The organism is Streptomyces sp. NPDC056883 (assembly GCF_042788835.1).
Classification (GTDB): Bacteria; Actinomycetota; Actinomycetes; order Streptomycetales; family Streptomycetaceae; genus Streptomyces; species Streptomyces stoeckheimensis.
The window spans coordinates 1-23,613 of the sequence record NZ_JBHUBS010000017.1 but is presented as its reverse complement, the minus strand read 5'-3'; the positions used below and the strand labels follow the sequence as shown (position 1 = coordinate 23,613).

Genomic DNA, 23,613 nt, shown 5'->3' with positions numbered 1-23,613 from the left:
CCGCGGGCCTGAGTTACCGTCGGCCCATGTCTGTTGACGTGGATGAGACGTTCGCCCTCGGCGGGGACCTGCCCGTACGCCGCCTCGGACTCGGCACCGGCGGCCTGGTCGGCGCCGGCTACTGGGGCCCGCGCGCGGAACGCCCCGCATCGGTCGCCCTGCTGCGCACCGCCGTCGCACGCGGGGTCACCCTGATCGACACCGCCGACAACTACGGCCCCCACCTGGCCGAGGAACTGGTCGCCGAAGCCCTCCACCCGTACGGGGAGGACCTGGTGGTCTCCACCAAGGGCGGGGTGGTGCGCACCGGCCCCGACGAGTGGCACGCGGCGGGCCGCCCGGAGGACCTCCGGGCCATGTGCGAGGCGAGCCTGCGCAGGCTCCGCCTGGACCGGATCGACCTCTACCAGCTGCACCGCTTCGACCCGGCCGTCCCGTCGGCGGAACAGCTGGGCACGCTGGCCGAGCTCCGGGCGGAGGGCAAGATCCGCCACATCGGGCTGAACACGGTGACGGCGGACCAGCTCCGGGAGGCCCTGTCCCTGGTTCCGGTGGCCTCGGTCCAGAACCCGTACAACCTCCTGGACCGCTCCTCGGCGGAGCTCCTCGCCCTGTGCGAGGAACGCGGCATCGCCTTCCTGCCGTACTACCCGCTGGGCAGCGGGGCCCTGACCCGGGAGAGCGCCGCCGCACTGACGGCGGTCGCCGCCGAACACGGTGCGTCCACCGGCCAGATCGCCCTGGCCTGGCTCCTGCGGCACTCCCCGGTCCTCTGCCCCACCCCGGGCACGGGCTCCCCGGACCACCTGGCGGAGAACCTGGACGCGGCAACGGTCCAGCTGACCCCGCAGGAGGTCTCCCTGCTGAACGGGCTCGCGGACTAGGCCTGTTGTGACGGGTGCCGAGCCGACGGGCCGGACGGGGCGCGGTGATGCCCTGGTCCGGCCCGTCGGCTCGCCCCTACAGGTCGAGCTGGTACTGGACCGTCGTGTGCGTGGGCACGTAGCCGAGGCTGTCGCTGATGCGTCTCATGTGCGTGTTGCTGTCGGCCGTGTCGGTCAGGAGGCCGCCGAGGTCCCGGTGGCGCCCGTGGGCGTGCCGGATCGACTCGGCCTTCATCCATCGGCCGAGTCCGTGTCCGCGGTGCTCGGGCAGCACGCCGGTGCCGTAGTGCTGGCCGTCACCCGTGCCGTTGCCGGGGACGACGAGTTCGGTGAATCCGGCGATCGAGTCGTCGCGGGTGTCGATGGCGACGACCGTGTGCAACAGGTCGCCGCGGTCTTCCACGGCCTTCGCCGCAGCGCGAACCCGGTCCACGTCCCAGATCGTGATGCCGTGGTCGGTGTCCTCCATGGGCATGTCGTCCATGGCCCGGCGTGAGGCGGCGAACGTCTGGGCGAGGGCGTCGGGGACGATTCCCTGCCAGGACGCCAGCCGGTAGCCGGGATGCGGACGCGCGATGGCCTCGGCGAGGGCGGTGGTGTCCACGTCGGCCAGCGGCAGACGGGCGTACCTCAAGGTGAGCACCTTGCGGAAGCCGTGGGCCGGCAGGAAGTGATCGCCGGGCGATCCGGCCTCGGCCTGCACGGTGACGCAGCGCCGGGCGTTGTCCCGGGCGGCGGCCACGGCCGTGTCGAGGAGGAGGGAACCGACGCCCTTGTGGCGCTCCACGGGGTGGACCTGGAGCGTCAGTTCGGCCAGGTGGGCCTGTCCGCCGTCGAACAGGCGCAGAAAGGCCGTCCCGACGGGGTTGGCATCGGCGTCGGAAGCCAGCCAGGCGAGGCGTCGGCTGTGCGCGCCGTGAGCAGGGTCGGTCAGTGGGGTGATGCGGAACGACAAGGTGTCTCCGTCGTGAGGTGGCGGCAAAAGTCAGTACGCGGGCTCGACTGCCGGTCACTCCTGCGCATGTGCTCCACACCTCCTCGTCGACGGAGCCGGTCCGGATCACCCTGGACGGCTGGGAGAACCCAACCGTCCCGTCGGATCCTCTGCAACGGGTTAAACGGGTTGACCGAAGTGGTCAGTCCTGCGTGAGTTCGACGAGCTTCACGACCGTGTTCCAGTTGCGGGTGGTCACGTCCAGGCCCTTGACCACGGCCGGCTTCGCGAGGGCCTCGGCCAGCTTGGAGCGGCCCAGGCCGTTCGGGGCGTAGAGGTAGATGACGCGGTCGCCCACGCGGTACTCCTCCGGAAGGTGCACGGGGGCGTCGATCGAGGCGAAGCGGGACTCTGCGGGCTGCTCGGAGCAGAAGGTGGCGTGGAGCTGCTTGCCCTCCAGCTCAGCGGCCGGGAAGGGGCAGGCGTCGGCCACGGCGCGCAGGTAGGCGCCGTCGACCACCAGGCAGGGGACGCGGAAGCCGAAGTGGGCTTCGATGGCGGCCTCCAGCTCGCGGGCGAGGGCATCCGGCGCCTTCCCGCTCGCGGAGGTGAAGACGGCGTTGCCGCTCTGCAGGTACGTCTGTACGCCCTCGTGCCCCAGGCCGCCCAGAACCTGCCGCAGCTCGGCCATCGGGACCTTCCTGTTCCCGCCGACGTTGATGCCCCGGAGCAGCGCCGCGTACGTGGTCTTGGCGGTCTCGGCCGTCTTGGTCGTCTTGGTCATGTCTGCACGATAGGGCTCACCCCTGACAGCGCATGGGTCAGACGGCTGCGCGGCGCAGGTGCAGATGGCCGTCGAGCGGGTAGGTCGGCGGCGCCGACGGCAGGATCCTGCCCAGCATGTAGCCGCTCTTCTCGGCGACCCGGCAGGATGCCGCGTTGTCCACCTGGTGAAGGAGTTCGAGGCATTCCAGCCCCTCGGCCCGGAAGGAGCGGAAGGCCCAGGCGGTGAGGGTTTCCAGGGCGCGTGGGGCCACGCCCCGCCCACGGGCCCGTGCTGCCGTCCAGTAGCCGACCTCGGCGGAAGCCTTGCCCGGACCCTGTCCGACTCCCTTCAGGACCACGTGGCCCGCCAGTTGCCGCGGCGCCGCATCAGGGGCCTCCTCCAGGACGGCGAAGCCGAACCGGGTGCCCGATGCCCAGTCCCGCTCTCGGTCCCGCACCCACCGCAGCCCCTCGTCCTCGCTCTCCACGGGAGGGCTCGCCCAGCGCCGCAGGTCGGGGTCCCGGTACGCCTCGACCAACGCGGCGACGTCCTGCGCGCACCAGGGGCGGAGGGTGAGAGCGGGAGCGGTCGGCGTCGCGGCCGCCCGGAGGGTGACGGGGGTGTTCATGAACGGATCGTAGGCAGCGGCGGGTTGAGTCCGGACGGGCGTGGGCCGGTTCGCGCGCGGAGTGCGTGGACGGACCAGTCGAGGACCGGCTGAAGGGTCTCCGGACGGGGCCAGTCGTTGATCACCGCGAGCAGGGAGGAGTACCGCTCTCTGCGCGGGTCGTTGATGCGTTCCAGCCGGGCCAGGAGCTGCCCCGGGGATGCGGCGGGGTCCCGGCCGTCGAGGAGATGTGCGGAGCGGGTGAGCAGGGCCGAAACGATCGGATCGGCCTGGGGTGAGGCCGGATCGATGCCGGCCGCCACGGCCGGGGCGACCTGGTCGCGGACGATCGCGGCCAGGTCGTCGCGCGCGCGGGGTGGACCGTCCGGGAGGTGCCCGGCGGCCTGGTCCTCGACCAGGTGGCGCAGATGGGCGCGGAACTCCGGGTCCTCGGCCAGTCCGGCCAGTTCCACCCACGCGTGGATCTGTTCCGCAGTGGGGTCGTCCGGCAGGTGCGGAGTCATGGAGCACCTGACCCCCGCGAACGCGGAGTCGGTTCCCACGCCGCCGAAGGCGGTGTCGAGGAAGTCCCCGACCAGCCGTTGGCGTTCCGCTTCGGAAAGCTTCGCGAGCTTGTGCATCAGATGCGTCTCCTCGGGGTCGGCTCCACGTTGCGCCACAGCGGTCAGCACGGCGCGCCGCAGCCGCAGGATCCGTATCTGCACGTCCAACGCCTCCGCCTGGGCCGCGGCGACTTCCGGCAGCGTGCGTTCCCGGTCCATGACCTTCCGGATGTCGGCGAGGTCCAGTCCCAGGTCGCGCAGGGTCCGGACGAGGTCCATGCGTGCGACGGCGCCGTCGTCGTAGAGGCGGTAGCCGGCCGGGCTCCGACGGGTGGGCGGTATGAGCCCGCAGTCGGAGTAGAACCGGACGGTCTTGACCGTGGTACCGGTTCGCCGGGCCAGTTCGCCGATCGAGTGGAGCGTGTGGCCGTTCATGTCCCCCACCTTCAGGTCTCCCCCCGCTGGAGACTCAAGCCCCGGCGCGCTCGGTCGGGACCCCACTGTGCCACCGCGTACGACGCGGGCCCGTCACCGCCGGCCGGGCAGTTCGGCCTCGATCAGGTCCGCCGCCTGTCGCGTGCCGCCCTCCGTCGCCATCTCCTTGCGGATCCGGTCCGCGCGGGCGGCCACCTCCGGGTCGGCGACCAGGGCGAGGACGGCCTCGCGGAGGGTCGCGGCGTCGGCCTCGGCCATCGGGACGTGCCGGGCGACACCCAGGGCGGCCAGCATGTCGGCGTTGCCGAACTGGTCCACGGCCTGCGGGACCGCGACCATCGGGGTTCCGGTGGCCAGGCCCTCCTGGCAGCCGCCGGTGCCCGCGTGGGTGATGAAGGCATCGGCCCGGGTCAGGATGTCCAGTTGGGGAACCCAGCGGTGGACTTCGACGTTGGCGGGGATCTCGCCGATCTCGGCCTCGTCGGTGAACTTGCCGATCTGGAGCACCACGTGCCAGTCGGGCAGGTCCCCGAAGGCCTCCACGCAGGCCCGGTAGAAGGCCGGCTGCTTGGTGAAGGTGGACCCGAAGGAGACCAGGAGGACCTTCTTCCCCTCGGCGCCCGCGGGGCGCGTCCAGGTGCCCTGGGTGGCGCTGCGGTCGCCCTGGCAGGCGCCGACGAAGGTGTACACGGCTTCGTCGACCCGGTCGGCGTGGGGCTGGAGGGCGCGCGGCATGAGGACGACGCTGCGCCGGGGTCGGCCGACGAACCGGTCGCTGTCCTCGTCGATGCCGTTCTCGTCGAGCCAGGCGCGGAACCGGGCGTAGTACGCCTTTCCGCGCTCGGAGGCGCGCAGTTCGGCGGACATCGGCTCGGCGACCTCCTCCTCGTAACCGGTCCAGGCGACCAGGGTCGGGGAGAGCGAGACCGCGGGGACGCCCCAGCGGTGGGCGAGGACGATCGCGGGATACGCGGTGATGTCGTGGAGGACGAGGGCGGGCTCGTCGCCCTCGAAGGCGGCCGCGAGCTGCGGGAGGGCCTGGACGGCGTCGGCGAGGAAGGGCTCGATGTTGTCGATGAGCTCGGTGCCCCACGCGTCGGGGTCCTCGTCGGTGGGCAGCGTGGAGTTCCAGATCACCGGGGTGGCGCCGGTCTCGGCGATCTTGTCCACGTACGAGGCCGGGACGGCGTAGCTGACGCGGTGGCCCCGGGCGACCAGTTCGCGGATCACTTCGATGCTCGGGTTCACGTGGCCGGCGGCGGCGATGGAGAACATGGCGATGTGGGCGGGCTTCGCGGTCGTGGTCATGAGGAGAAGATAACGAGACGAGACGTCTCGTGCAACCTGTACGGGAAACTCCACCGGCCGGAGCGAAGAGCCGGAGGGAAGATCCGGGGCGGACGGGCCGGATGCGAAACTTGTCCGGTCATGAGCAGCCGGGTACGGCCCGGTGGCGCCCGGGGCACCCCGGGAAACGAACGGACTGCGGAGACGGCATGGACGAGGCACGGGCCCGCGAGGCCCTGACGGCGGCGGGCCTGGCACGGGCGGGGTCGCCCGCTCCCCGGCTGCTGGCCCTCGGCGAGAACGCCGTCTTCGCGCTCGACGGCAGCGGCCTGGTCGCCAAGGTCGGCCGGGAGGCGGCGCTGCTGCCGCGCGCCGAGCTGGAGCTCGAGGTGGCGGGCTGGCTCGCGGAGTCCGGGGTTCCCGCGGTCCGCGCGGCCGAACCGCAGCCGCGGCTGGTGGACGGGCACCCGGTGACCCTGTGGCACCGGCTCCCCGACGCGGTCCGCCCGGCCGGCCCGGAGGATCTCGCGGCACTGCTGCGGCAGATCCACGCCCTGCCGGCGCCCCCCTTCACCCTGCCCCCGCGCGACCTGCTGGGCGGGGTGGAGCGCTGGCTCCGGCTGGCGGGCGGGGCGATCGATCCGGCGGACGCGGCGTACCTGCGGGCCCGCCGCGACGGGTACGCCGCCCAGGTCGCCGCCCTCACCCCGCACCTCGCGCCGGGCCCGATCCACGGCGACGCACTGCCCCGCAACGTCCACGTGGGCCCGGCCGGGCCGGTCCTCGTCGACCTGGAGACGGTCTCCGCCGACCTGCGCGAACACGACCTGGTGGTGATGGCCCTCTCCCGGGACCGGTACGGCCTGCCCGGCGCGGCGTACGAGGAGTTCACGGCGGCGTACGGCTGGGACGTGCGCGACTGGGAGGGCTGCGCGGTCCTGCTCGGCGCCCGCGAAACGGCCAGCTGCGCCTGGGTCTCCCAGCACGCCCCGGCCAACCCCAAGGCCCTGGCGGAGTTCCGCCGCCGGGTGGCCTCCCTGCGCGAGGGCGACCAGGAAATCCGCTGGCACCCGTTCTAAGACCGGCGTATCAATTCCCGCATATGAAACTGCCCCTCACCATCCACCGGGCCCGGCTCGGCCCTGCGGAGTTCAAGGTGATCCGCCCGGCCCGGCCGCCGGCGCGCGCGGCGCTGTCGGCCGGCTACTGGTACCTGGACGCCCAGGTCGACCAGCAGGCGGCACAACTCCTCGCCGGACTGTGGTCGCTCGCCGCCACGTCCCCGCGCTCACTGGTCCACGTACCGCTGCGGCGCACCGATCCCGAAACGGGGGGACCGGGCCTCGACCTCGTCCTCCTGCACCACTCGCTCCAGTTCGCCCCCTCGCGCTGGAAGGAGCTGCGGGCCCGGCTGGGCCCGGGGCGGCCGCGGACCGCGGACCTTCCCGGACCGGCCTCCACCGACCCCGCGCCCGACCAGTGGCCGCAGCGGCACTACCGGGAGAACCGGGACCGGTTCCACCAGCACGTCCACGCCGGGACGCTGTTCATGACGGGCAGCGCCAAACTGTTCGCCGACACGGCGTGGTTCTTCGCCGACGTCGCCCACCAGGGCTCCGGCTACGTCTTCGCCCACCCCGGCCATCGGCACTACTGCACGACCCTGGGCGCCTACGACAACCTCTTCAGCACGGGCGCCGGGCTCCACATCGTCTACCGCGACCGGTGGCCGGAACCCTGAGGGGCCGTCGCGCGGATCAGACCGCACCGGAGCCCGCGCGGCGGGCCTCCCATGCGCGCCCGATGGCGCGCAGCATCGCCGGGTACACCCCGAGGTACCGGAAGGGCTTGATGCCCACCATGTAGACGGCGCCGAGGAGCCCGTTCGGCTTGACCAGGACGGCCATCCGGCCGTGATAGCCGCCCGCTCCGTCCTCGTCCGGGACCCAGCCGAGGTGCAGGATCCCGTGCACGGTCCGGTTGGCGGTCTCCAGGACCCATTCGTCGTGCGTCCGGTAGACGGTGCTGAACGAGGACGCGCCGGTTCCCGGCCCCCGCGCGCTGCCCCGGAGGTCCTCGGGCAGCCGGTCCCGCAGGCTCGGCACCCGGCCGCCGAGGCCGTCGGCGGGCTTGTCCCAGCCGAGCAGTGCCCCCAGCTTCCAGCGGACCGCGAAGAGCGCGCGCACCACCGGGGAGGTGTCGTGCTGCCCCCAGCCCTTCTCGAACTGCTCCACGAGCAGTGCGAGGTCGTCCGGTCCGCCCGGGGTCGGAAGGTCCCACACGTCCTCGACACGGAAGTCGCCGGCGATCGCGTGGATCCGCCAGGGACGGTCGGTGTGCGCGGTTCTGGGGAGTCTCATGAGCCAAGCCCCTATCTATACGATGCCGTATAGAAGAAGGCTAGCACCGATCTATACGGCACCGTATAGATCGAGTCCGTGTGAGGGGAGACACATCATGGGCGCGACCCGCACGCCACGCGGCAGCTGGATCGAGGAGGGGCTGCGCGCCCTCGCCACCGGAGGCCCGGACGCCGTCCGGATCGAGTCCCTCGCGCAGACGCTCGGCGTCAGCAAGGGCGGGTTCTACGGGTACTTCGGCAACCGGGACGCGCTGCTCGGCGAGATGCTCGACACCTGGGAGCGCGAGGGCGCCGAGGCGGTCATCGAGCAGGTCGAGAGCACCGGCGGGGACCCCAGGACCAAGCTGAAGCGGCTGTTCGCGATCGCCGCGGCCGCCGACGGCCCGGCGAAGGGCGTGACGGCCGAACTCGCGATCCGCGACTGGGCCCGGCGCGACGCATCCGTCGCGGAGCGGCTGCGGCGCGTCGACAACCGCCGCATGGACTACCTGCGTTCGCTGTTCGGCGCGTTCTGCACCGACGAGGACGACGTCGAGGTGCGCTGCACGGTGTTCTACTCCATGCGGATCGGCAACTACTTCCTCGCGGCCGACCACGGCCCCCGCAGCCGGGCCGAGGTCATGGAACTGACCCGGGACTGGCTGCTGCGGTGAGCGGCGCCGGGCCTCAGACCCGGTACGGCACGACGGGCCAGGCCCGCTCGACTATCGCCTCGGGGTCCGAGGTCCGCCGCAGGTAGCTCTGCAGCGAGGCCGCCTGCTCGGCCGCCGCGCGGATCTGCAGCTCGTGCAGGTCCGCCAGGGCGACCGTCCCTATCGCCGCGTGCACGGCCCCCATCCGCCGCGCGGCGCGGGCCGCCGCCAGCGCGTCCGCGCCCGCGTCGTGCGCCGCTTCCAGGCTCACCCCGTAGTGCTCGCAGAGCGCCTGGAGGGTCCGCCTTCCCTTGCGGTACCGGTCCGCGTGCTTGTCCAGGACCAGGGGGTCGATGACGGGCGGCGCGGCCGTCCCGGGCCAGCGCTCGCCCAGCGGACGGATCCCGTGGCGGCGGCACTCCCGGTCCAGCAGGGTCAGGTCGTACCGCGCGTTCATCACCACCAGCGGGGTTCCCGAGCTCAGCGCCTCCACCAGCGTCCGGGTGATCTCCTCGATCGCCGGGGCCGCCGCCATCCCCTGCGAGCGGGCGTGGTCCGTGGAGATGCCGTGGATGGCCGAGGCCTGCTCCGGGATGGGCACGCCCGGGTCGACCAGCCACGTCCGCTCCCGCGCCACCTGCCCGTCCGGCCCGACCGTCACGACGGCCGCCGTCACGATCCGGTCGGACTCCGTGTCGGTGCCCGTGGTCTCCAGATCGAAGGCCACCATCGGCCCGCCGTGCCAGTCCCCCATCCGGTCCCCCGCCCTGTCCCCCATCACGTGCCCCCCGTACCCGTACCGCTACGTCAACGGCTTTCAGCCTGACACGGGCCACTGACAACCCCGGAGCCGGGGCCGCCCCCGCTCACGACACCGGGCGGGAGTCCTGCCAGATCGTCTCGAATTCCTCCCGGTAGGTCGGGAACAGCCCGTGCTCCTGATCGGGCCGCACCTGCGAAGCCCGCCCGCCCCCACGCAGGACCAGGACCGGTGCCTCCATGCCCCGGGCCCGGCGCAGGTACGACTGGACCACCGCGATGCCCGAGGACTCGCCCTCCACCAGGTACGCGGTGAAGCGCGGGGTCTCGTCGAAGACGTGGATCTCGAAGCGCGAGGGGTCGCGCAGGCCCGCCCGCACCCGCCGCACGTGCAGGATGTTCATCTCCACCGAGCGGCTCAGCTCGCCCTTGCGCAGGCCGAGCTCCCGCTCGCGCCGCTTGACCGCGCTGCTCGCCGGGTTCAGGAACAGCAGCCGCACCCGGCAGCCGGCCTCCGCGAGGCGTACGAGTCTTCGGCCCGAGAAGTTCTGGACCAGCAGGTTGAGCCCGATGCCGATGGCGTCGAGCCGCCGCGCGCCGCCGAAGAGGTCCTCCGCCGGGAGCTGGCGCTGCAGCCGCACCCGGTCCGGGTGGACGGAGATGACGTCCGCGTACCGGTCGCCGACCAGGTCCTCGACGGCGTCGATGGGCAGCCGGTCCGCCGCCGGCGAGCCCGCGCCGCCGCCCAGTACCTCCAGCAGCCGCGCCGACGCCCGCTCGGCCTGTTCCAGGACCGCCCGGGACAGGGCCCGGTTGCGCGAGACGACGTTGCGCGTGACCTCCAGCTCGTCCAGCGCCTGTTCGATCTCGCGCCGGTCGTCGAAGTAGGGCTCGAAGCAGGGCCAGTGCTGGACCATCAGTTCGCGCAGCTGCGGCAGGGTGAGGAAGCTGAGCACGTTGTCGTCGGCGGAGTCCAGCAGGTAGCCCTTGCGGCGGCTGACCTCGCGTACGGCGACCGCGCGCTGCACCCACTCCTGGCCGGCGGGACCCGCGGCCGCCACCACCCAGTCGTCCCCGCCGTGCACGGGCTCGTAGACGGGCCGGAGCACCGCTCCGACCACGGAGCGCAGCCGCTGTTCGATCAGGTTCAGCCAGATGTACGCACGGCCGGCGCGCTGGGCCCGGGTCCGGACCTCGCTCCAGGCGTCCGCGCCCCAGTCCAGCTCGGCGCCGGCTCCCGCCTGCGCCTTCCCGGTCCCGCCGGCTTCCGGCGGGGCCAGCGACACGGCTCCGGCGGGGATCCCGCCGGCCGCACCGCCCGCGGCGTCCGCCGGGCCGCCCTCGTGACCACCGTCACCAGGGGGCAGCTCCAGACCTCCCGAGCTCACCCGTGCACCGCCTCCTGCGTCTGGACGCCCGTCTCCAGTGATCACGGAAGGGTACTCCGCGCGTGCGGCCCCCTGCAGCCCGATGCGCGCCCCTGCGGCCCGACGCGGGCTCACGGTCCGTACCCGGTCCGTCCGTTGGCCCATTATCCGCTCTGCCGACGATCGGATCTTCCCACGGTCCGGCGAACCTCTTATCAGCTCTCCGGGTCACCCGGTAGGACCCTCCCAAGTCCCCGCGTGGAAGCCCTCTTTCGGGGAAGATCTGGCAGTGACGTGGTCCACGCCGGATCAGCCCGACACAGAGGGGAAGAGTCGTTTTCTATGCAGGTCTGGCCGGGACAGGCGTATCCGCTCGGTGCCACGTATGACGGCGCCGGCACCAATTTCGCGGTCTATTCGGAGGCCGCCCGACGCATCGAACTGTGCCTGCTGCACGACGACGGTTCGGAGACCGCGATCGAACTGCGCGAGACCGACGCGTTCGTCCGGCACGCCTACCTGCCGGGCATCATGCCCGGTCAGCGCTACGGCTTCCGGGTGCACGGGCCGTACGAGCCCGAGCGCGGCCGGCGCTGCAACGCGGCGAAGCTGCTCCTGGACCCGTACGCGCGGGCCGTCGCGGGGAGCGTCGACTGGGGCGAGGAGGTGTACGGCTACCACTTCGGCCGTCCCGACTCCCGCAACGATCTGGACTCCGCGCCCAAGAGCATGAGTTCGGTCGTGGTCAACCCGTACTTCGACTGGGCCAACGACCGGCCGCCGCGCCACGAGTACCACCACACCGTGCTCTACGAGGCCCACGTGAAGGGCCTGACCATGCGCCACCCCGACCTCCCCGAGGAGCTGCGCGGCACCTACGGCGCCCTCGCGCACCCCGCGGTCATCGGGCACCTGACCAAGCTCGGGGTGACGGCACTGGAGTTGATGCCGGTCCATCAGTTCGTCAACGACCACCGCCTCGTGGACGACGGGCTCAGCAACTACTGGGGCTACAACACCATCGGCTTCTTCGCCCCGCACAACGGCTACGCCTCGGGCGACCGCGGCCAGCAGGTGCTGGAGTTCAAGTCGGCCGTTCGGGCCCTGCACGAGGCCGGCATCGAGGTGATCCTCGACGTGGTCTACAACCACACCGCCGAGGGCAACCACCTGGGGCCGACGCTGTCCTTCCGGGGCCTGGACAACGCCTCGTACTACCGTCTCGCGGACGATCCCCGGCACTACATGGACACCACGGGCACCGGGAACTCGCTGCTGATGCGCTCCCCGCACGTGCTCCAGCTGATCATGGACTCACTGCGCTACTGGGTCACCGAGATGCACGTGGACGGCTTCCGCTTCGACCTGGCGGCCACGCTGGCCCGCCAGTTCCACGAGGTGGACCGGCTGTCCTCGTTCTTCGACCTGGTCCAGCAGGACCCGGTGGTCAGCCAGGTCAAGCTGATCGCGGAGCCGTGGGACCTGGGCGAAGGCGGCTACCAGGTGGGCAACTTCCCGCCGCTGTGGACCGAATGGAACGGCAAGTACCGGGACACCGTACGGGACCTGTGGCGCGGGCAGCCGCGTACGCTCGCGGAGTTCGCGGGCCGGCTGACGGGCTCCTCCGACCTCTACCAGGACGACGGCCGACGGCCGCTGGCATCGATCAACTTCACCACCTGCCACGACGGTTTCACCCTGAACGACCTGGTCTCGTACAACGAGAAGCACAACGAGGCCAACCGCGAGGGCAATCGGGACGGCGAGACCCACAACCGCTCCTGGAACTGCGGGGTGGAGGGGCCGACGGAGGACCCGGAGATCGGGGAGCTGCGCGAGCGGCAGATGCGCAATTTCATCGCCACGCTGATGCTGTCGCAGGGCGTGCCGATGATCAGTCACGGCGACGAGTTCGCCCGCACCCAGGGCGGCAACAACAACGCCTACTGCCAGGACAACGAGCTGTCGTGGGTGAACTGGCCGGAGCCCGGCAAACCGGCTCCCGCCCTGCTGGAGTTCACCCGGCGGATGGTGTGGCTGCGGCGGGAGCATCCGGTGTTCCGGCGGCGCCGCTTCTTCCACGGCCGGCCGGTGGAGGGGACGCACGACGAGCTCTCGGACATCGCCTGGTTCACCCCGCACGGCGAGGAGATGAGGGCTCGCGACTGGCAGGCGCAGCACGCGCGGGCGCTGGCGGTGTTCCTGAACGGGGAGGCCATCTCGGAGCCCGGCACCCGCGGGGAGCGGATCACCGACGATTCGTTCCTGCTGATGTTCAACGCGGGCGCCGAGGCGCAGGACTTCACGGTCCCGGCCGGGCACGGGGCGCAGTGGCGCCTGGTCGTGGACACGGCGCGGCCGGAGGTGCTGGCACCCGGTACCGGGCCGCAGTACGCGGCCGGGGACCGGGTGACACTGACAGGACGGTGTCTGGTGGTGCTGCAGCGCCCGGCATAGGCGCCGCTTCAGTGACCGGCGTAGGCGGCGCCTTCCAGGAGGGCGTCCGGACGGGCGCCCCCGCCGGCCACCACCGGGGTGTGCGTCCGGGCCGACGGCACCCGGGTGACCAGGGCCAGGACCAGGCACAGGGCGGCCGCCCCCACGGCCACCGCGAAGGCGGCGGGGGGCCCGTACGCCTCCGCGAGCCGCCCGGAGACGGCGAGCGAGGCGGCCTGGCCTGCGACGAGGGAGCTGGCCGCGAAGGCCATCGACTCGGCGAGCCGGCTCGGGCTCACCGCCCGCTCGGTGATGGCGAAGGCGGTGATCAGGTGCGGGGCGTAGGCGGCTCCGAGCACGGTGACGACCACGTACAGCGGCCACAGGGTCTCCGTGAAGAGCAGCGGTACGGAGAGCACGAGCGCGGCGGCCGTGGCCCAGCGCCAGCGCAGCCGCAGTCCGAAGCGGGCGGGCAGCGCGCCGAGCGAGAGCCCGACGGCGGCGCTGACGACGCCCATGGCCGCGTACACGATGCCGGCCTGGCCGGGGACGCCCAACTGTGCGGTGAGGGCGGCGATTCCGGCCTGGCAGGCGCCGAACATGGCGCCCTGGAGGGCGAGGGAGCCGCGTACCGCGAAGACCACGCGCGGCGGGCGGACCCGGGAGCGGTCCTTCTCCCGGCGGACTCCCGCGGGCACCCCGGCCGTGACGGCGGCGGTCGGGTGCAGTGCGTAGAGGGTGCCGAAGACGGCGACGAGGGCGGCCGCGCCGCCGAGGGCGACGGCTGGGTGCAGGGCGAGGGTGGCCAGGCCCACGAGGGCGGGGCCGAAGACGAAGGAGACCTCGTCCAGGGTGCCCTCGAGGGAGTGGATGGCGCCCACGACGCTCTCGTCGGACTTGGCACGGTGCGCCAGGGCCACGGAGCGGGTACGGGCGAGCGGCCCGATCAACGGGACGGAGGCCCCGGTGACGAAGCCGATCGCGGCGAGCGGGACGGTGGCGAGGTCGGCGAGCGCCCCGGTCACCAGGGCGGCGGTCGCCACCGCGTTGACCACGGCGGCGGTCAGGACGACGGAACGCTGCCCGTGACGGTCGGCGAGCCGGCCCAGGACCGGCCCGAAGACCACCTGTCCGGCGGAGAGGGTGCCGCCGACTATGCCCGCGGTGGCGAGGGATCCGCTGGTCTCGGCGACCAGCAGGACGCTGCCGAACTGCGACATCGCGACGGGCAGTCGGGCGAGGAAGGAGATGAGCGGAAGTAGGGGCCCGGTCAGGGCGATGACTCTTCGATAGGTGTTGACGGTTCCAAACACTTGAGCAACGTTAACCCGGTGCAGTCACCCGGATGCATTGGGTAATGGCACGGAATCCCGCATCCTGGGTACGTACGTTCTCATGAGCCTGCCCCCGCGCACCGGTCGCCCGAGTCCCGAGTTCAACCGGCCGGAACCCGATGGACCACCGGCCGTCACCCCGGCGTCGACCTACCGCCTCCAGCTGCGCCCCGAGTTCACCTTCGGGCACGCGCGGGCCGTCGTACCGTACCTCGCCTCGCTCGGGGTGTCGCACCTGCACCTGTCCCCCGTACTGGAGGCCGTGCCCGGTTCCTCGCACGGGTACGACGTCACCGACCACACCCGGGTCCGGGTGGAGCTGGGCGGGGAGGACGGACTGCGGGCCCTGGCCGCCGAGGCCCGTGCGCACGGGCTCGCACTGGTGCTCGACATCGTGCCGAACCACATGGCGCTGCCCGCGCCGCTCCGCCTCAACCGGCCCCTGTGGGAGGTGGCCAGGGAGGGTCCCGGGTCGCCGTACGCGCGCTGGTTCGACATCGACTGGGAGGCGGGCGGGGGGCAGCTGCTGCTGCCCGTGCTCGCGGAGCCGCTGGATCCGGGAGCCGTAAAGGTCTCCGGCGGGGCCGGCGGTCGGGGGGATCGGGCCGTCCTGCGGATCGGGGAGCTGGAGTTCCCGCTCCGGGAGGGCACGGCCGGGCTGGAGCCGGCGGCCCTGCTCGCCGCCCAGTGGTACCGGCCCGCATGCTGGCGGGAGGCCAGGACCGGCCTCAACTACCGGCGCTTCTTCACCATTTCGGAGCTGATCGGGGTGCGCGTCGAGGACCCGGAGGTCTTCGCCGTCACGCACGCCAAGGTGCTGGAGCTGGTCCGGGACGGGGTCGCCGAGGGGCTGCGGATCGACCACGTGGACGGCCTGGCCGACCCCGCGGGATACCTGCGCCGGCTGCGGGACGCCGTCGGCGGGCACTGCTGGGTGGTGGTCGAGAAGATCCTGGCCCGCGAGGAACGGCTGGCTCCCGCCTGGCCGGTGGCCGGGACCACCGGGTACGACGCGCTGTACCGGGTGGACGGGGTGCTGACCGACCCGGCCGGGGCCGCGCGGCTCGACGCCCGGTTCCGCGAGGCGACCGGACAGCCCCGGTGGGAGCGAACCGCCGCGGCGGGCGCCCGGGAGGTCCTGACCGGGGACCTGGCCGCCGAGCTGGCCGCACTGGAACGGCTGGCCGGACCGGAACTGGCCTCGGCCGTACGCGAGTTGCTGATCGCCTACCCCGTCTACCGGCCCTACCCCGGCGATCCGGACCTCGCGCCCGGGGCCCTGGAGCGGGCCGCAGCCGAGGCCGGACCGGCCCCGGTGGCGGGCGTACGCGCACTCCTGCTGCGGGACCCGGCCTTCGCGGCCCGCTTCGCCCAGACCTCGGCCGCGCTGCGCGCCAAGTCCCTGGAGGACAGGGCCTTCTACCGGTACGCCCCGCTGCTGTCGGCCACGGAGGTGGGCGGGGATCCGGGGGCTCCGGCGGTCACGGTGGCGGAGTTCCACGCGTACTGCGCCGAGCAGGCGAGGCTGTGGCCCCGCTCCGGGACCGTGCTGACCACGCACGACACGAAGCGCAGCGCGGACGTCCGGGCGCGGATCTCGGTGCTCTCGCAGGACCCGGAGTCCGTGCCGGCGCCGGCCGGGGCTGATCCCCAACTCGCCTGGGTGGCCTGGCAGACGGCGTTCGGCCTCGGCGGCGGCGACAACCCCGTGGTGCGCCGCGACCGCCTCGGGCAGGCCCTGCTGAAGGCCGTCCGCGAAGCCGCCCTGCACACCACGTGGACGGAGCAGGACACCGCGTACGAGGCCACGCTCCCGGGGTACCTCCCGGCGGCCGCGGTCGAGCCGTCCGGCCCCCTGGCGGCGGCGGCCCGCGCCAACCTGCTCGGCGCGGCGCTGCTGCACCTGGCCATGCCCGGGGTCCCGGAGGTCTACCAGGGCGCGGAGACGGAGTACCGGGCCCTGGTCGACCCGGACAACCGGCGGCCCGCCGTCTTCCCCCGGGAGGCCCTGGCCCGCCTGGACGCGGGCGCCGCGCCGTCCGGCACGGCCGAGGAGAAGCTCGCCCTCACCGCCGCCCTGCTGCGGCTGCGGCGCGACCGCCCCGGGCTGTTCGACGGCTACGCACCACTGCCCGCCCGGGGCCTGGCGGCGGAGCACTGCGTGGCCTTCGCCCGCTCGGCCGGCCTGGTCGCGGTGGCCACCCGCCTGTCGCACCGGCTGGCCGGGTCCGGCGGCTGGCGCGACACGACCCTGCCCCTGCCGCCCGGGCGCTGGCGGCGGCTGCCGCTCCTGGAGCCCGCGGAGGGCGGGCACGCAGCCCCGTACGAGGGCGAGGCGCCTCTGGCCGCGCTCCTCGGCGGCGCCTGGCCGGTCGCGGTCCTGCTCAGGGAGGCCGCGGACCCGGCATGACCCTCCCGACCCCTCGCTGGGCCGCGTCGAGGTCACGGGCCGACCCCGCGCCGATCGGCAAACTTCCCGGTCACAGCACTAGGGCGGGCGCAGGGCGGGAATGGGACCGTCTGTGACCCTGATCCGTGACATGTGCTACCCCACCCCGCACGAACTCGCTCTGGCCGCGCGGGCCCTGGCAGATGAACACCCCGCCCTGGCCCGGCTCCGCCAGATCGGAGCGTCCCGGGCCGGGGAGCCCCTCTGGCTGCTCTCCGTGGGCTCCACGGCGACGGCCGGGGCCGCCGCCCCGGGCGCGGCGAACGTGCTCGTCGTCGCCGGGGCCCATGCCAACGAGCCCGTGGGCGGTGCGACCGCCCTCGCGCTCGCCCGGCACCTGATCCGCGTACCCGCCGCCGGAACGGCCTGGCACTTCCTCCTCTGTGCCGACCCCGACGGCGCGGCCCTGCACCGCACGCCGCGCCCGTACTCCCTGCTCGACTACCACCGGAACTTCTTCCGGCCGCCCGGACCCGAACAGCCGGAGTGGGCGCCGTCTTTACTGCCCCCGGACCGTCTGCCGCCCGAGACCCTCGCCCTGACCCGGCTCATCGACGAGCTCCGGCCCGCCCTCCAGGTCTCCCTGCACGGCACCGATCTCGGCGGCTCCTGGGTGCAGCTGACCCGCGACATACCCGGGCTCGCCGAACCGTTCGGCAAATCGGCCGCCGAGCTGCACATTCCCGTCGAGACCAGCGCCTCCGACGCCTCGGGCTGGCCCTCGCCGGGGGCGGGGATCTTCGTGATGCCCGAGCCCGGGACCACGGACGACGGGCCGTTCCATCCCGAGGACACCCGGCTCAGCACCTGGTACCACGCCCACCGCCACGCCGGCACCACCGCGATCGTCGAAGTCCCCATGTGGGCCTCGGACCTGGTGGACGACCCGGCCCCGCACCCCGACCCCCGGGCCGCCCTGCGCGGCCTGGCCGGCCGGCTCACCGCCGACGCCGCGCGGGTGGCGGCCCTGCGGGAGGGCGCGGGCGGCGCCGCGGAGCCGGGCGCTACGGATCCGGGCGCTACGGATCCGGGCGCCGCGGCCCTGCTGCGCGCGGTGGACTGGACGCTCGCGCTGATCCCCCGGATCACCGCCGAGTGGACGGGCCCCGGAGCTCCCGCCGAGGCGACCGCCGCGTACATCGGGAGCATCGACGCCTTCGGCCGACGGCTCTCGCTGCGCGCCGCGGCGATGCTGCTCCGGGTGCTGCGCGCCCAGGGGCAGCCGACGGCGCCGGCCCTGGACCGGCTCGTCACGGGGTGGTGCGAGGAGTTCGCGGACCGCTTCCAGGCACGCTGGGTCCCGGTGGCCACCCAGGTGGAGCACCAGTCCCGGGTGGTCCTGGCCGCCTACGACCGGCTCGTGGCGGCGGGCCGGTAGGGCCGGGGGGACCGAGCGCGGCCTCCGGCCTACTCCACCGGCAGGGCGTACCGGAGCTTCGGCTTGCCGGTGGCTCCGAGCCGGTCGTAGAAGCGGATCGCGCCCTCGTTCCACTCGGGCGTCTGCCACTCGACGTGGCCGAGGCCCAGCGTGCGGGCCAGCGCGGCCACCCCGTCCATCAGGGCGGCCCCGAGGCCGTGCCCCCGGGCCTCCTCGGCCAGGTAGAGGCAGTCCATGTGGAGGTAGTCGCGGGCCTCCCAGAAGGAGAACTCGGCCGAGCAGGCGGCGTACCCGGCGACCTCGCCCCGCGGGGTCTCGGCCAGCAGCACCCACAGCCGGGCCCCGTCGGCGAACAGCTGCGCGCCGAGCCGGCCGGCGAGACCGTCCGTGCGGGGCGCGGACCTCTCGTAGACCATGTGCTCGCGCATGAGCTCGACCAGCCGGGGCAGGTCCTCGGGGCGCGCGGGCCGTACGACGGGGGCGGCAGACGTGTGTTCCATGGGTGCCATCCTCCGCGCGGCCCGCATCCACCCGTCGGCCGGGTCCCGGACTCAGCCGCCCGAGAGCCTGAAGGTCATCCGGCCGAAGCCGATCTGGTCCCCGTCCCGCACCACCGCCGAGCCCGTCACCCGGCGCCCGTTCACCGTGGTCCCGTTCGTCGAGCCGAGGTCCCGCACCACCCAGACCCCGTCCCGGACGCTCAGTTCCGCGTGGGCCCGCGAGACCGTCTCGTGGCTCAGGCGCAGTCCGTTGCCCGGGTCGCGGCCGATGCGCAGCGGTCCGGCGCCCGGGTGCGGGAGGAGCAGCGCGGGCAGCTTCTCCGCGGCCCAGGCCCGCCGTACTCCCACGGACACGGCCGAGACCCGCCCCACCCAGCCGAACAGCCGGCGGGTCCACGGGCTCTCCCCGGCCTCCCGGCCCTCCAGGTCCGCGGTGAGCGCGGCGAGGTCCTCGGAGCGGCGGGCGACGAGGGCGAGTTCCATGCGGCGCAGGAAGGTGTCGTGCGACAGCTTGCCGACGGCGGCGCCCTCCCTGAGCTGGCCCAGGGCGCGGTCGCGCTCGGCATCGGAGAGCCGCGGGGCGGGGAAGGCGGGGAACTCGAAACTCGACGTCACCAGGTGATTGTCGGCCTGTCGGGGGCAGAGTGTCCAGAACTCCCGCGACGAGCCGGGGATGATGGCCCGGACACGCAGGTTGGGGTACCGCCGCCAGACGAGGGGACCGTCCGTGCAGTTCGAGGTGTGGGCACCGCTGACAGACCGGGTCGCACTGCGGCTCGACGGGGCCGCGTACGCGATGGCGCCCGATCCGGAGCGCGCCGGCTGGTGGGTCGTGGAGGCTCCGGCCGCCGACGGCTCCCGGTACGGGTTCCAGCTGGGCGGCGCCCCGGAGACTCCCGCCCCTCCCGGGCCCGGGGACGATCCGGGTGACCGGGTACACCCCGAGGACGATCCGCGCGACCCGGTCCACCCCGGGCACCTCGGGCAGCACGCAGACCTCGCGGAGCTCGCGGCCGCCGGCCGGCCGGCCGTCTCCGAACACCCCGTACGGCCGGATCCGCGCGGGCGGCGCCTGCCGGACGGCCCCGACGGGCACTCGGCCGTGGTCGACTTCGCCTCCCTCACCCCCGCCGAGCCGGCCCCTTCCCCCCGGGTGCCGCTCCAGGACGCCGTCCTGTACGAGCTGCACATCGGCACCTTCACCCCCGAGGGCACCTTCGACTCGGCGGCGGCCCGCCTGGGGCACCTCACGGCCCTCGGCGTCACCCACGTCGAGCTGATGCCGGTCTGCCCGTTCCCGGGCCGGCACGGCTGGGGGTACGACGGGGTCGCGCCCTGGGCGGTGCACGAGCCGTACGGGGGCCCGGCCGGGCTGGTCCGGTTCGTGGAGGCCGCGCACACCGCCGGGCTCGGCGTGGTGCTCGACGTGGTCCACAACCACCTGGGCCCCTCCGGCAACCACCTCCCCGTCTTCGGCCCGTACTTCACCGAGAGCCACCACACCCCCTGGGGAGCGGCGGTGAACCTGGACGCGCCCGGCTCCGACGAGGTGCGCGCGTACTTCCTGGGCAGCGCGCTGGCCTGGCTGCGCGACTACCGGATCGACGGGCTGCGGCTGGACGCGGTGCACGCGCTCGCCGACGGGCGGGCGCTGACCTTCCTGGAGGAGCTGTCCGCGGCGGTGGACGACCTGGCCGCCGAGACCGGCCGGCCGCTGTTCCTGATCGCGGAGTCCGACCGCTGCGATCCGCGCACCACGAACCCGCGCGCCGCCGGGGGCCTGGGCCTGCACGCGCAGTGGAACGACGATTTCCACCACGCCCTGCACTGCACGCTGACCGGTGAGTCCCAGGCCTACTACGCGGACTTCGCCGAGGCCCCGATCGGGGCCCTCGCCAAGACCATGACCAGGGCCTTCTTCCACGACGGGACCTGGTCCTCCTTCCGGGGCCGCCACCACGGCCGCGCGGTGGACCGCGGCCGCACCCCGGCGCACCGCTTCCTCGGCTACGCCCAGACCCACGACCAGATCGGCAACCGCGCGCTGGGCGACCGGCTCGCGGCCTCCCTGTCCCCCGGGCTGCTGGCGTGCGCGGCGACGGTGGTGCTGACCGGGCCGTTCGTGCCGATGCTGTTCATGGGCGAGGAGTGGGGCGCCGGCACGCCGTGGCAGTACTTCACCGACCATCCCGACGAGGAGCTCGCCGAGGCCGTACGGGCGGGCCGGCGGCGGGAGTTCGCGGAGCACGGCTGGAAGGCGGAGGAGATCCCGGATCCCCAGGATCGGGCGACCCGGGACCGCTCCTGCCTGGACTGGGCCGAGCCGGGGCGGGAATCCCACGCCCGTCTGCTGGACTGGCACCGCTCCCTGATCAGGCTCCGCCGGACCCACTCCGACCTGCGCGATCCCGATCTGGCGGCGCTGCGGATCGCCCATGACGAGGAGCGCCGCTGGCTGACGTTCCGCCGGGGCGACGTCCGCGTGGTGGTGAACCTCTCCCGGGAGCCGGTCACCGTCGCGCTCGGCCGCAACGGGGTCCGGGTGCTGGCCGCCTGGCTGCCCGTCGAGCATCCCGACGCCGACGGGCGGGTCCACGTACCGGCCGAGTCGGCGGTGGTGCTGGGCCCTTAGGGCGGGAGGGGGCGGCGGTCCTGTCCGGCCCGTGAAACTCCGTCGCGGGGGTGCGGGGCCGTCTGATGGGATCGGCCGATGGAGATCGAATCTGACACGTCTTCCGCAGACGGCGGGCATCCGGCCAAGTACGACCGGATCGGGGTGGGTTACCGGCAGATCCGGCGGCCCGACCCGCGGCTGGCCTCGCTGATCGCGGGCGCTTTGGGGGACGCCCGCACCGTGGTCAACGTCGGCGCGGGCGCCGGTTCGTACGAGCCGCAGGACCGCGAGGTGACGGCCGTGGACCCGTCCCGGGTCATGCTCGACCAGCACCCGGGGACCCGCAAGGTCAAGGCCGGAGCGGAGCAACTCCCTTTCCCTGACGGGGCGTTCGATGCGGCGATGGCCGTGATGACCGTGCATCACTGGCCGGACGCGGCACGCGGGCTCGCCGAACTGCGGCGGGTTTCCCGGCGCCAGGCCGTCTTCACCTGGGATCCGGACCACAGCACGGAGCTGTGGCTCTTCGAGGAGTACCTTCCGGAGGCCGGCGCGCGGGACCGCTCCGCCTTCACCCCGCTGTCCGTGGTGACGGGGGCGCTGGACGCGCACACCGTGCTGCCCTTCCCCGTCCCGCACGATTTCACCGACGGGTTCCGGGCCGCCTTCTGGCGCCGGCCCGAGTCCTACCTCGACCCGGTCGTACGCGCCGCCAGCTCCACCCTGGCGAGCCTGCCGGCCTCCGTCGTGGAGCCCGCGATCGCGCGGCTGCGCGAGGACCTGCGCTCGGGGGCGTGGCAGCGCCGCCACGCCGACCTGCTGGAGCGGGAGAGCGTCGACTACGGCTACCGCCTGGTCCTCGCCGGGTCCTGAGCCCCGGCGAGGTGGCGACCCTCCGCTGCCGTGCCTACTGCACGAGCGCCAGCTCGCGGGAAGCGTTGTTGAAGCTGCGGCAGCCGTTCTCGGTGACCGTGATGATGTCCTCGATCCGGACCCCGAACCGCCCCGGGAGGTAGATCCCCGGCTCCACGGAGAAGCACATGCCGGGGACGAGGGGCTGCTCCTCCCCTTCCACCATGTACGGCGGCTCGTGCGTGGTGACTCCGATGCCGTGGCCCGTGCGGTGGATGAACTGCTCGCCGTAGCCGAACTCGGTGATCACCGCGCGGGCCGCCCGGTCCACGTCCTGACAGGCGGCCCCCGGCCGGGCCGCCGCCACGCCCGCCAACTGGGCCTCGCGGACGATGTCGTGGACGCGCTGCTCCTCCTCCGTGGGCTCGCCGACGTGGACGGTGCGGGAGATGTCGGAGCCGTACCCGTGCTTGAGGCCGCCGAAGTCGAGGACCACCATGTCCCCGTGCCGGATGACCCGGTCGCCTGCTTCGTGGTGCGGGTTGGCACCGTTCGGGCCGGAGCCGACGACGGTGAAGTCCACCTGGGAGTGGCCGTGCACGCGCAGCAGTGCGTCCAGGTCGGCGGCGACGTCGCTCTCCCGGCGCCCGGCGAAGGGGACGTGGAGGATCTGCGCGTACGCGGCGTCGGCCGCCTCGCCGGCCGCCGCGAGCCGGGCCAGCTCGCGCTCGTCCTTGACCGCGCGCAGCATCGGCAGCGCATCGGTCAGCGAGACGTACGAGGTGCTCGGCAACTCCCGCTGCAGGCCCAGCAGGTGCAGGGCCCAGGTGTTGTCGCTGACCCCGAAGCGGCCTGTCACGTCCAGCAGCGGCGAGGCCACGGCGTACGGGTTCTTCCCGTCGGCCCAGTCCCGCAGGGTCAGCGCGCCCGCTCCGGGGGCCTTCTCGGCATCCGGGGCTTCCAGGGAGGGGACGACGAGGACGGGGTCCTGCCCGGCGGCGAGCACGAGCAGGGTCAGCCGCTCGGTGTCCACGGGCCGGTACCCGGTGAGGTGGGCCAGGTCGGGCCCGGGGGCGACCAGCAGGCCGGCCAGCCCCGCATCGGCGGCGGCCTGCGCGGCGGCGGCCATCCGGGCGGCGTAGTCGGCGGCCGTGAAGGGATCGGAGTCATGGTCCATACCCCCGATCCTCCCGCGCCCCACCCCCGCTCGACAGGGGGCCGCGCCGATCAGCCGGGGGGCTGCCCCGACACGACCCGCTGCGCGGGGCATGTCCCCTACCCGCCCTTCGCCCGTTCCCCGGGGCTGCGCCCCGGACCCCCTGGGGCTCCGCCCCGGACCCCGCGCCTCAAACGCCGGGCGGGCTGGATTTGCCGCTGCGCGGCAAACTCCAGCCCGCCCGGCGTTTGAGGGCACGGGCGCGCAGCGCACGTACGGGTCCGGGCGGAGCCCGGGG

20 protein-coding genes and 1 pseudogene are annotated in these 23,613 nt (G+C 73.6%); 9 read left to right on the top strand and 12 right to left on the bottom strand.

Annotation, left to right across the window (positions count from 1 at the left end; all coding sequences use genetic code 11):
* Positions 1–26: 26 nt before the first annotated feature.
* Positions 27–884 (top strand): aldo/keto reductase, encoded by an 858-nt coding sequence (locus tag ACFRU2_RS32205; RefSeq protein ID WP_382978887.1) that lies wholly within the window; start codon positions 27–29, stop codon positions 882–884.
* Between the two features lie 76 nt (positions 885–960).
* Here ACFRU2_RS32205 and ACFRU2_RS32200 read toward each other — a convergent pair whose 3' ends face one another.
* From ACFRU2_RS32200 to mgt, 5 genes and pseudogenes are all read right to left on the bottom strand, one after another.
* The gene (locus ACFRU2_RS32200; protein ID WP_382978885.1) at positions 961–1,839 is read right to left on the bottom strand and encodes a GNAT family N-acetyltransferase; all 879 of its coding nucleotides are present in this window, start codon (positions 1,837–1,839) and stop codon (positions 961–963) included.
* Positions 1,840–2,020: 181 nt separating this feature from the next.
* The gene (locus ACFRU2_RS32195; RefSeq protein ID WP_382978882.1) at positions 2,021–2,602 is read right to left on the bottom strand and encodes a DUF1697 domain-containing protein; all 582 of its coding nucleotides are present in this window, start codon (positions 2,600–2,602) and stop codon (positions 2,021–2,023) included.
* 37 nt (positions 2,603–2,639) lie between these two features.
* On the bottom strand, positions 2,640–3,212 hold the full coding sequence (locus ACFRU2_RS32190; RefSeq protein ID WP_382978879.1) for a GNAT family N-acetyltransferase: 573 nt from the start codon (positions 3,210–3,212) through the stop codon (positions 2,640–2,642).
* Positions 3,209–4,189 (bottom strand): MerR family transcriptional regulator, encoded by a 981-nt coding sequence (locus ACFRU2_RS32185; protein ID WP_382978876.1) that lies wholly within the window; start codon positions 4,187–4,189, stop codon positions 3,209–3,211. The genes ACFRU2_RS32190 and ACFRU2_RS32185 overlap by 4 nt, the downstream gene beginning before the upstream one ends.
* 93 nt (positions 4,190–4,282) lie before the next feature.
* Positions 4,283–5,532 (bottom strand): annotated as a pseudogene (gene mgt, locus ACFRU2_RS32180) (macrolide-inactivating glycosyltransferase).
* Between the two features lie 153 nt (positions 5,533–5,685).
* On the opposite strand from mgt, the gene ACFRU2_RS32175 reads away from it, so the two are divergent.
* Positions 5,686–6,555 (top strand): phosphotransferase enzyme family protein, encoded by an 870-nt coding sequence (locus tag ACFRU2_RS32175; RefSeq protein ID WP_382978874.1) that lies wholly within the window; start codon positions 5,686–5,688, stop codon positions 6,553–6,555.
* Between the two features lie 23 nt (positions 6,556–6,578).
* Complete coding sequence (locus ACFRU2_RS32170) at positions 6,579–7,217, top strand: hypothetical protein (RefSeq protein ID WP_382978871.1); 639 nt, start codon at positions 6,579–6,581, stop codon at positions 7,215–7,217.
* A 16-nt stretch (positions 7,218–7,233) separates the two neighbouring features.
* Here ACFRU2_RS32170 and ACFRU2_RS32165 read toward each other — a convergent pair whose 3' ends face one another.
* Positions 7,234–7,836 (bottom strand): DUF2867 domain-containing protein, encoded by a 603-nt coding sequence (locus ACFRU2_RS32165; RefSeq protein ID WP_382978869.1) that lies wholly within the window; start codon positions 7,834–7,836, stop codon positions 7,234–7,236.
* 97 nt (positions 7,837–7,933) lie between these two features.
* Here ACFRU2_RS32165 and ACFRU2_RS32160 point away from each other — a divergent pair, with 97 nt between their 5' ends.
* Positions 7,934–8,491 carry a TetR/AcrR family transcriptional regulator gene (locus ACFRU2_RS32160; RefSeq protein WP_382978867.1) on the top strand — a complete coding sequence of 186 codons (558 nt, stop codon included), beginning with the start codon at positions 7,934–7,936 and terminating at the stop codon, positions 8,489–8,491.
* A gap of 13 nt (positions 8,492–8,504) precedes the next feature.
* Here ACFRU2_RS32160 and ACFRU2_RS32155 read toward each other — a convergent pair whose 3' ends face one another.
* Together ACFRU2_RS32155 and ACFRU2_RS32150 are read right to left on the bottom strand one after the other, a co-directional pair.
* Positions 8,505–9,248, bottom strand: a complete 744-nt coding sequence (locus ACFRU2_RS32155) for an exonuclease domain-containing protein (protein WP_382978865.1) — start codon at positions 9,246–9,248, stop codon at positions 8,505–8,507.
* Between the two features lie 88 nt (positions 9,249–9,336).
* Positions 9,337–10,617: an SAV2148 family HEPN domain-containing protein gene (locus ACFRU2_RS32150; RefSeq protein WP_382978862.1), complete on the bottom strand. Its 1,281-nt coding sequence runs from the start codon at positions 10,615–10,617 to the stop codon at positions 9,337–9,339.
* Between the two features lie 321 nt (positions 10,618–10,938).
* Here ACFRU2_RS32150 and glgX point away from each other — a divergent pair, with 321 nt between their 5' ends.
* Complete coding sequence (glgX, locus tag ACFRU2_RS32145; RefSeq protein ID WP_250741994.1) at positions 10,939–13,053, top strand: glycogen debranching protein GlgX; 2,115 nt, start codon at positions 10,939–10,941, stop codon at positions 13,051–13,053.
* A gap of 8 nt (positions 13,054–13,061) precedes the next feature.
* On the opposite strand, the gene ACFRU2_RS32140 is transcribed toward glgX, so the two are convergent.
* Positions 13,062–14,345, bottom strand: a complete 1,284-nt coding sequence (locus ACFRU2_RS32140) for an MFS transporter (protein WP_382978858.1) — start codon at positions 14,343–14,345, stop codon at positions 13,062–13,064.
* An 82-nt stretch (positions 14,346–14,427) separates the two neighbouring features.
* Between ACFRU2_RS32140 and treY the strand changes: the two genes are divergently transcribed.
* Positions 14,428–16,776, top strand: a complete 2,349-nt coding sequence (gene treY, locus ACFRU2_RS32135) for a malto-oligosyltrehalose synthase (protein ID WP_382978855.1) — start codon at positions 14,428–14,430, stop codon at positions 16,774–16,776.
* Positions 16,777–16,888: 112 nt separating this feature from the next.
* The gene (locus ACFRU2_RS32130) at positions 16,889–18,193 is read left to right on the top strand and encodes a M14 family zinc carboxypeptidase (RefSeq protein WP_382978852.1); all 1,305 of its coding nucleotides are present in this window, start codon (positions 16,889–16,891) and stop codon (positions 18,191–18,193) included.
* Between the two features lie 29 nt (positions 18,194–18,222).
* On the opposite strand, the gene ACFRU2_RS32125 is transcribed toward ACFRU2_RS32130, so the two are convergent.
* Together ACFRU2_RS32125 and ACFRU2_RS32120 are read right to left on the bottom strand one after the other, a co-directional pair.
* Positions 18,223–18,693 (bottom strand): GNAT family N-acetyltransferase, encoded by a 471-nt coding sequence (locus ACFRU2_RS32125; protein ID WP_382978850.1) that lies wholly within the window; start codon positions 18,691–18,693, stop codon positions 18,223–18,225.
* 51 nt (positions 18,694–18,744) lie between these two features.
* Positions 18,745–19,308, bottom strand: coding sequence for an FHA domain-containing protein (locus ACFRU2_RS32120; RefSeq protein WP_382978848.1), 564 nt, complete (start codon positions 19,306–19,308; stop codon positions 18,745–18,747).
* Between the two features lie 112 nt (positions 19,309–19,420).
* On the opposite strand from ACFRU2_RS32120, the gene treZ reads away from it, so the two are divergent.
* Complete coding sequence (gene treZ, locus ACFRU2_RS32115) at positions 19,421–21,325, top strand: malto-oligosyltrehalose trehalohydrolase (protein WP_382978846.1); 1,905 nt, start codon at positions 19,421–19,423, stop codon at positions 21,323–21,325.
* Positions 21,326–21,403: 78 nt separating this feature from the next.
* Positions 21,404–22,180 carry a class I SAM-dependent methyltransferase gene (locus tag ACFRU2_RS32110; protein ID WP_382978843.1) on the top strand — a complete coding sequence of 259 codons (777 nt, stop codon included), beginning with the start codon at positions 21,404–21,406 and terminating at the stop codon, positions 22,178–22,180.
* A 34-nt stretch (positions 22,181–22,214) separates the two neighbouring features.
* On the opposite strand, the gene ACFRU2_RS32105 is transcribed toward ACFRU2_RS32110, so the two are convergent.
* On the bottom strand, positions 22,215–23,336 hold the full coding sequence (locus ACFRU2_RS32105; RefSeq protein ID WP_382978840.1) for a M24 family metallopeptidase: 1,122 nt from the start codon (positions 23,334–23,336) through the stop codon (positions 22,215–22,217).
* Between the last annotated feature and the right edge of the window lie 277 nt (positions 23,337–23,613).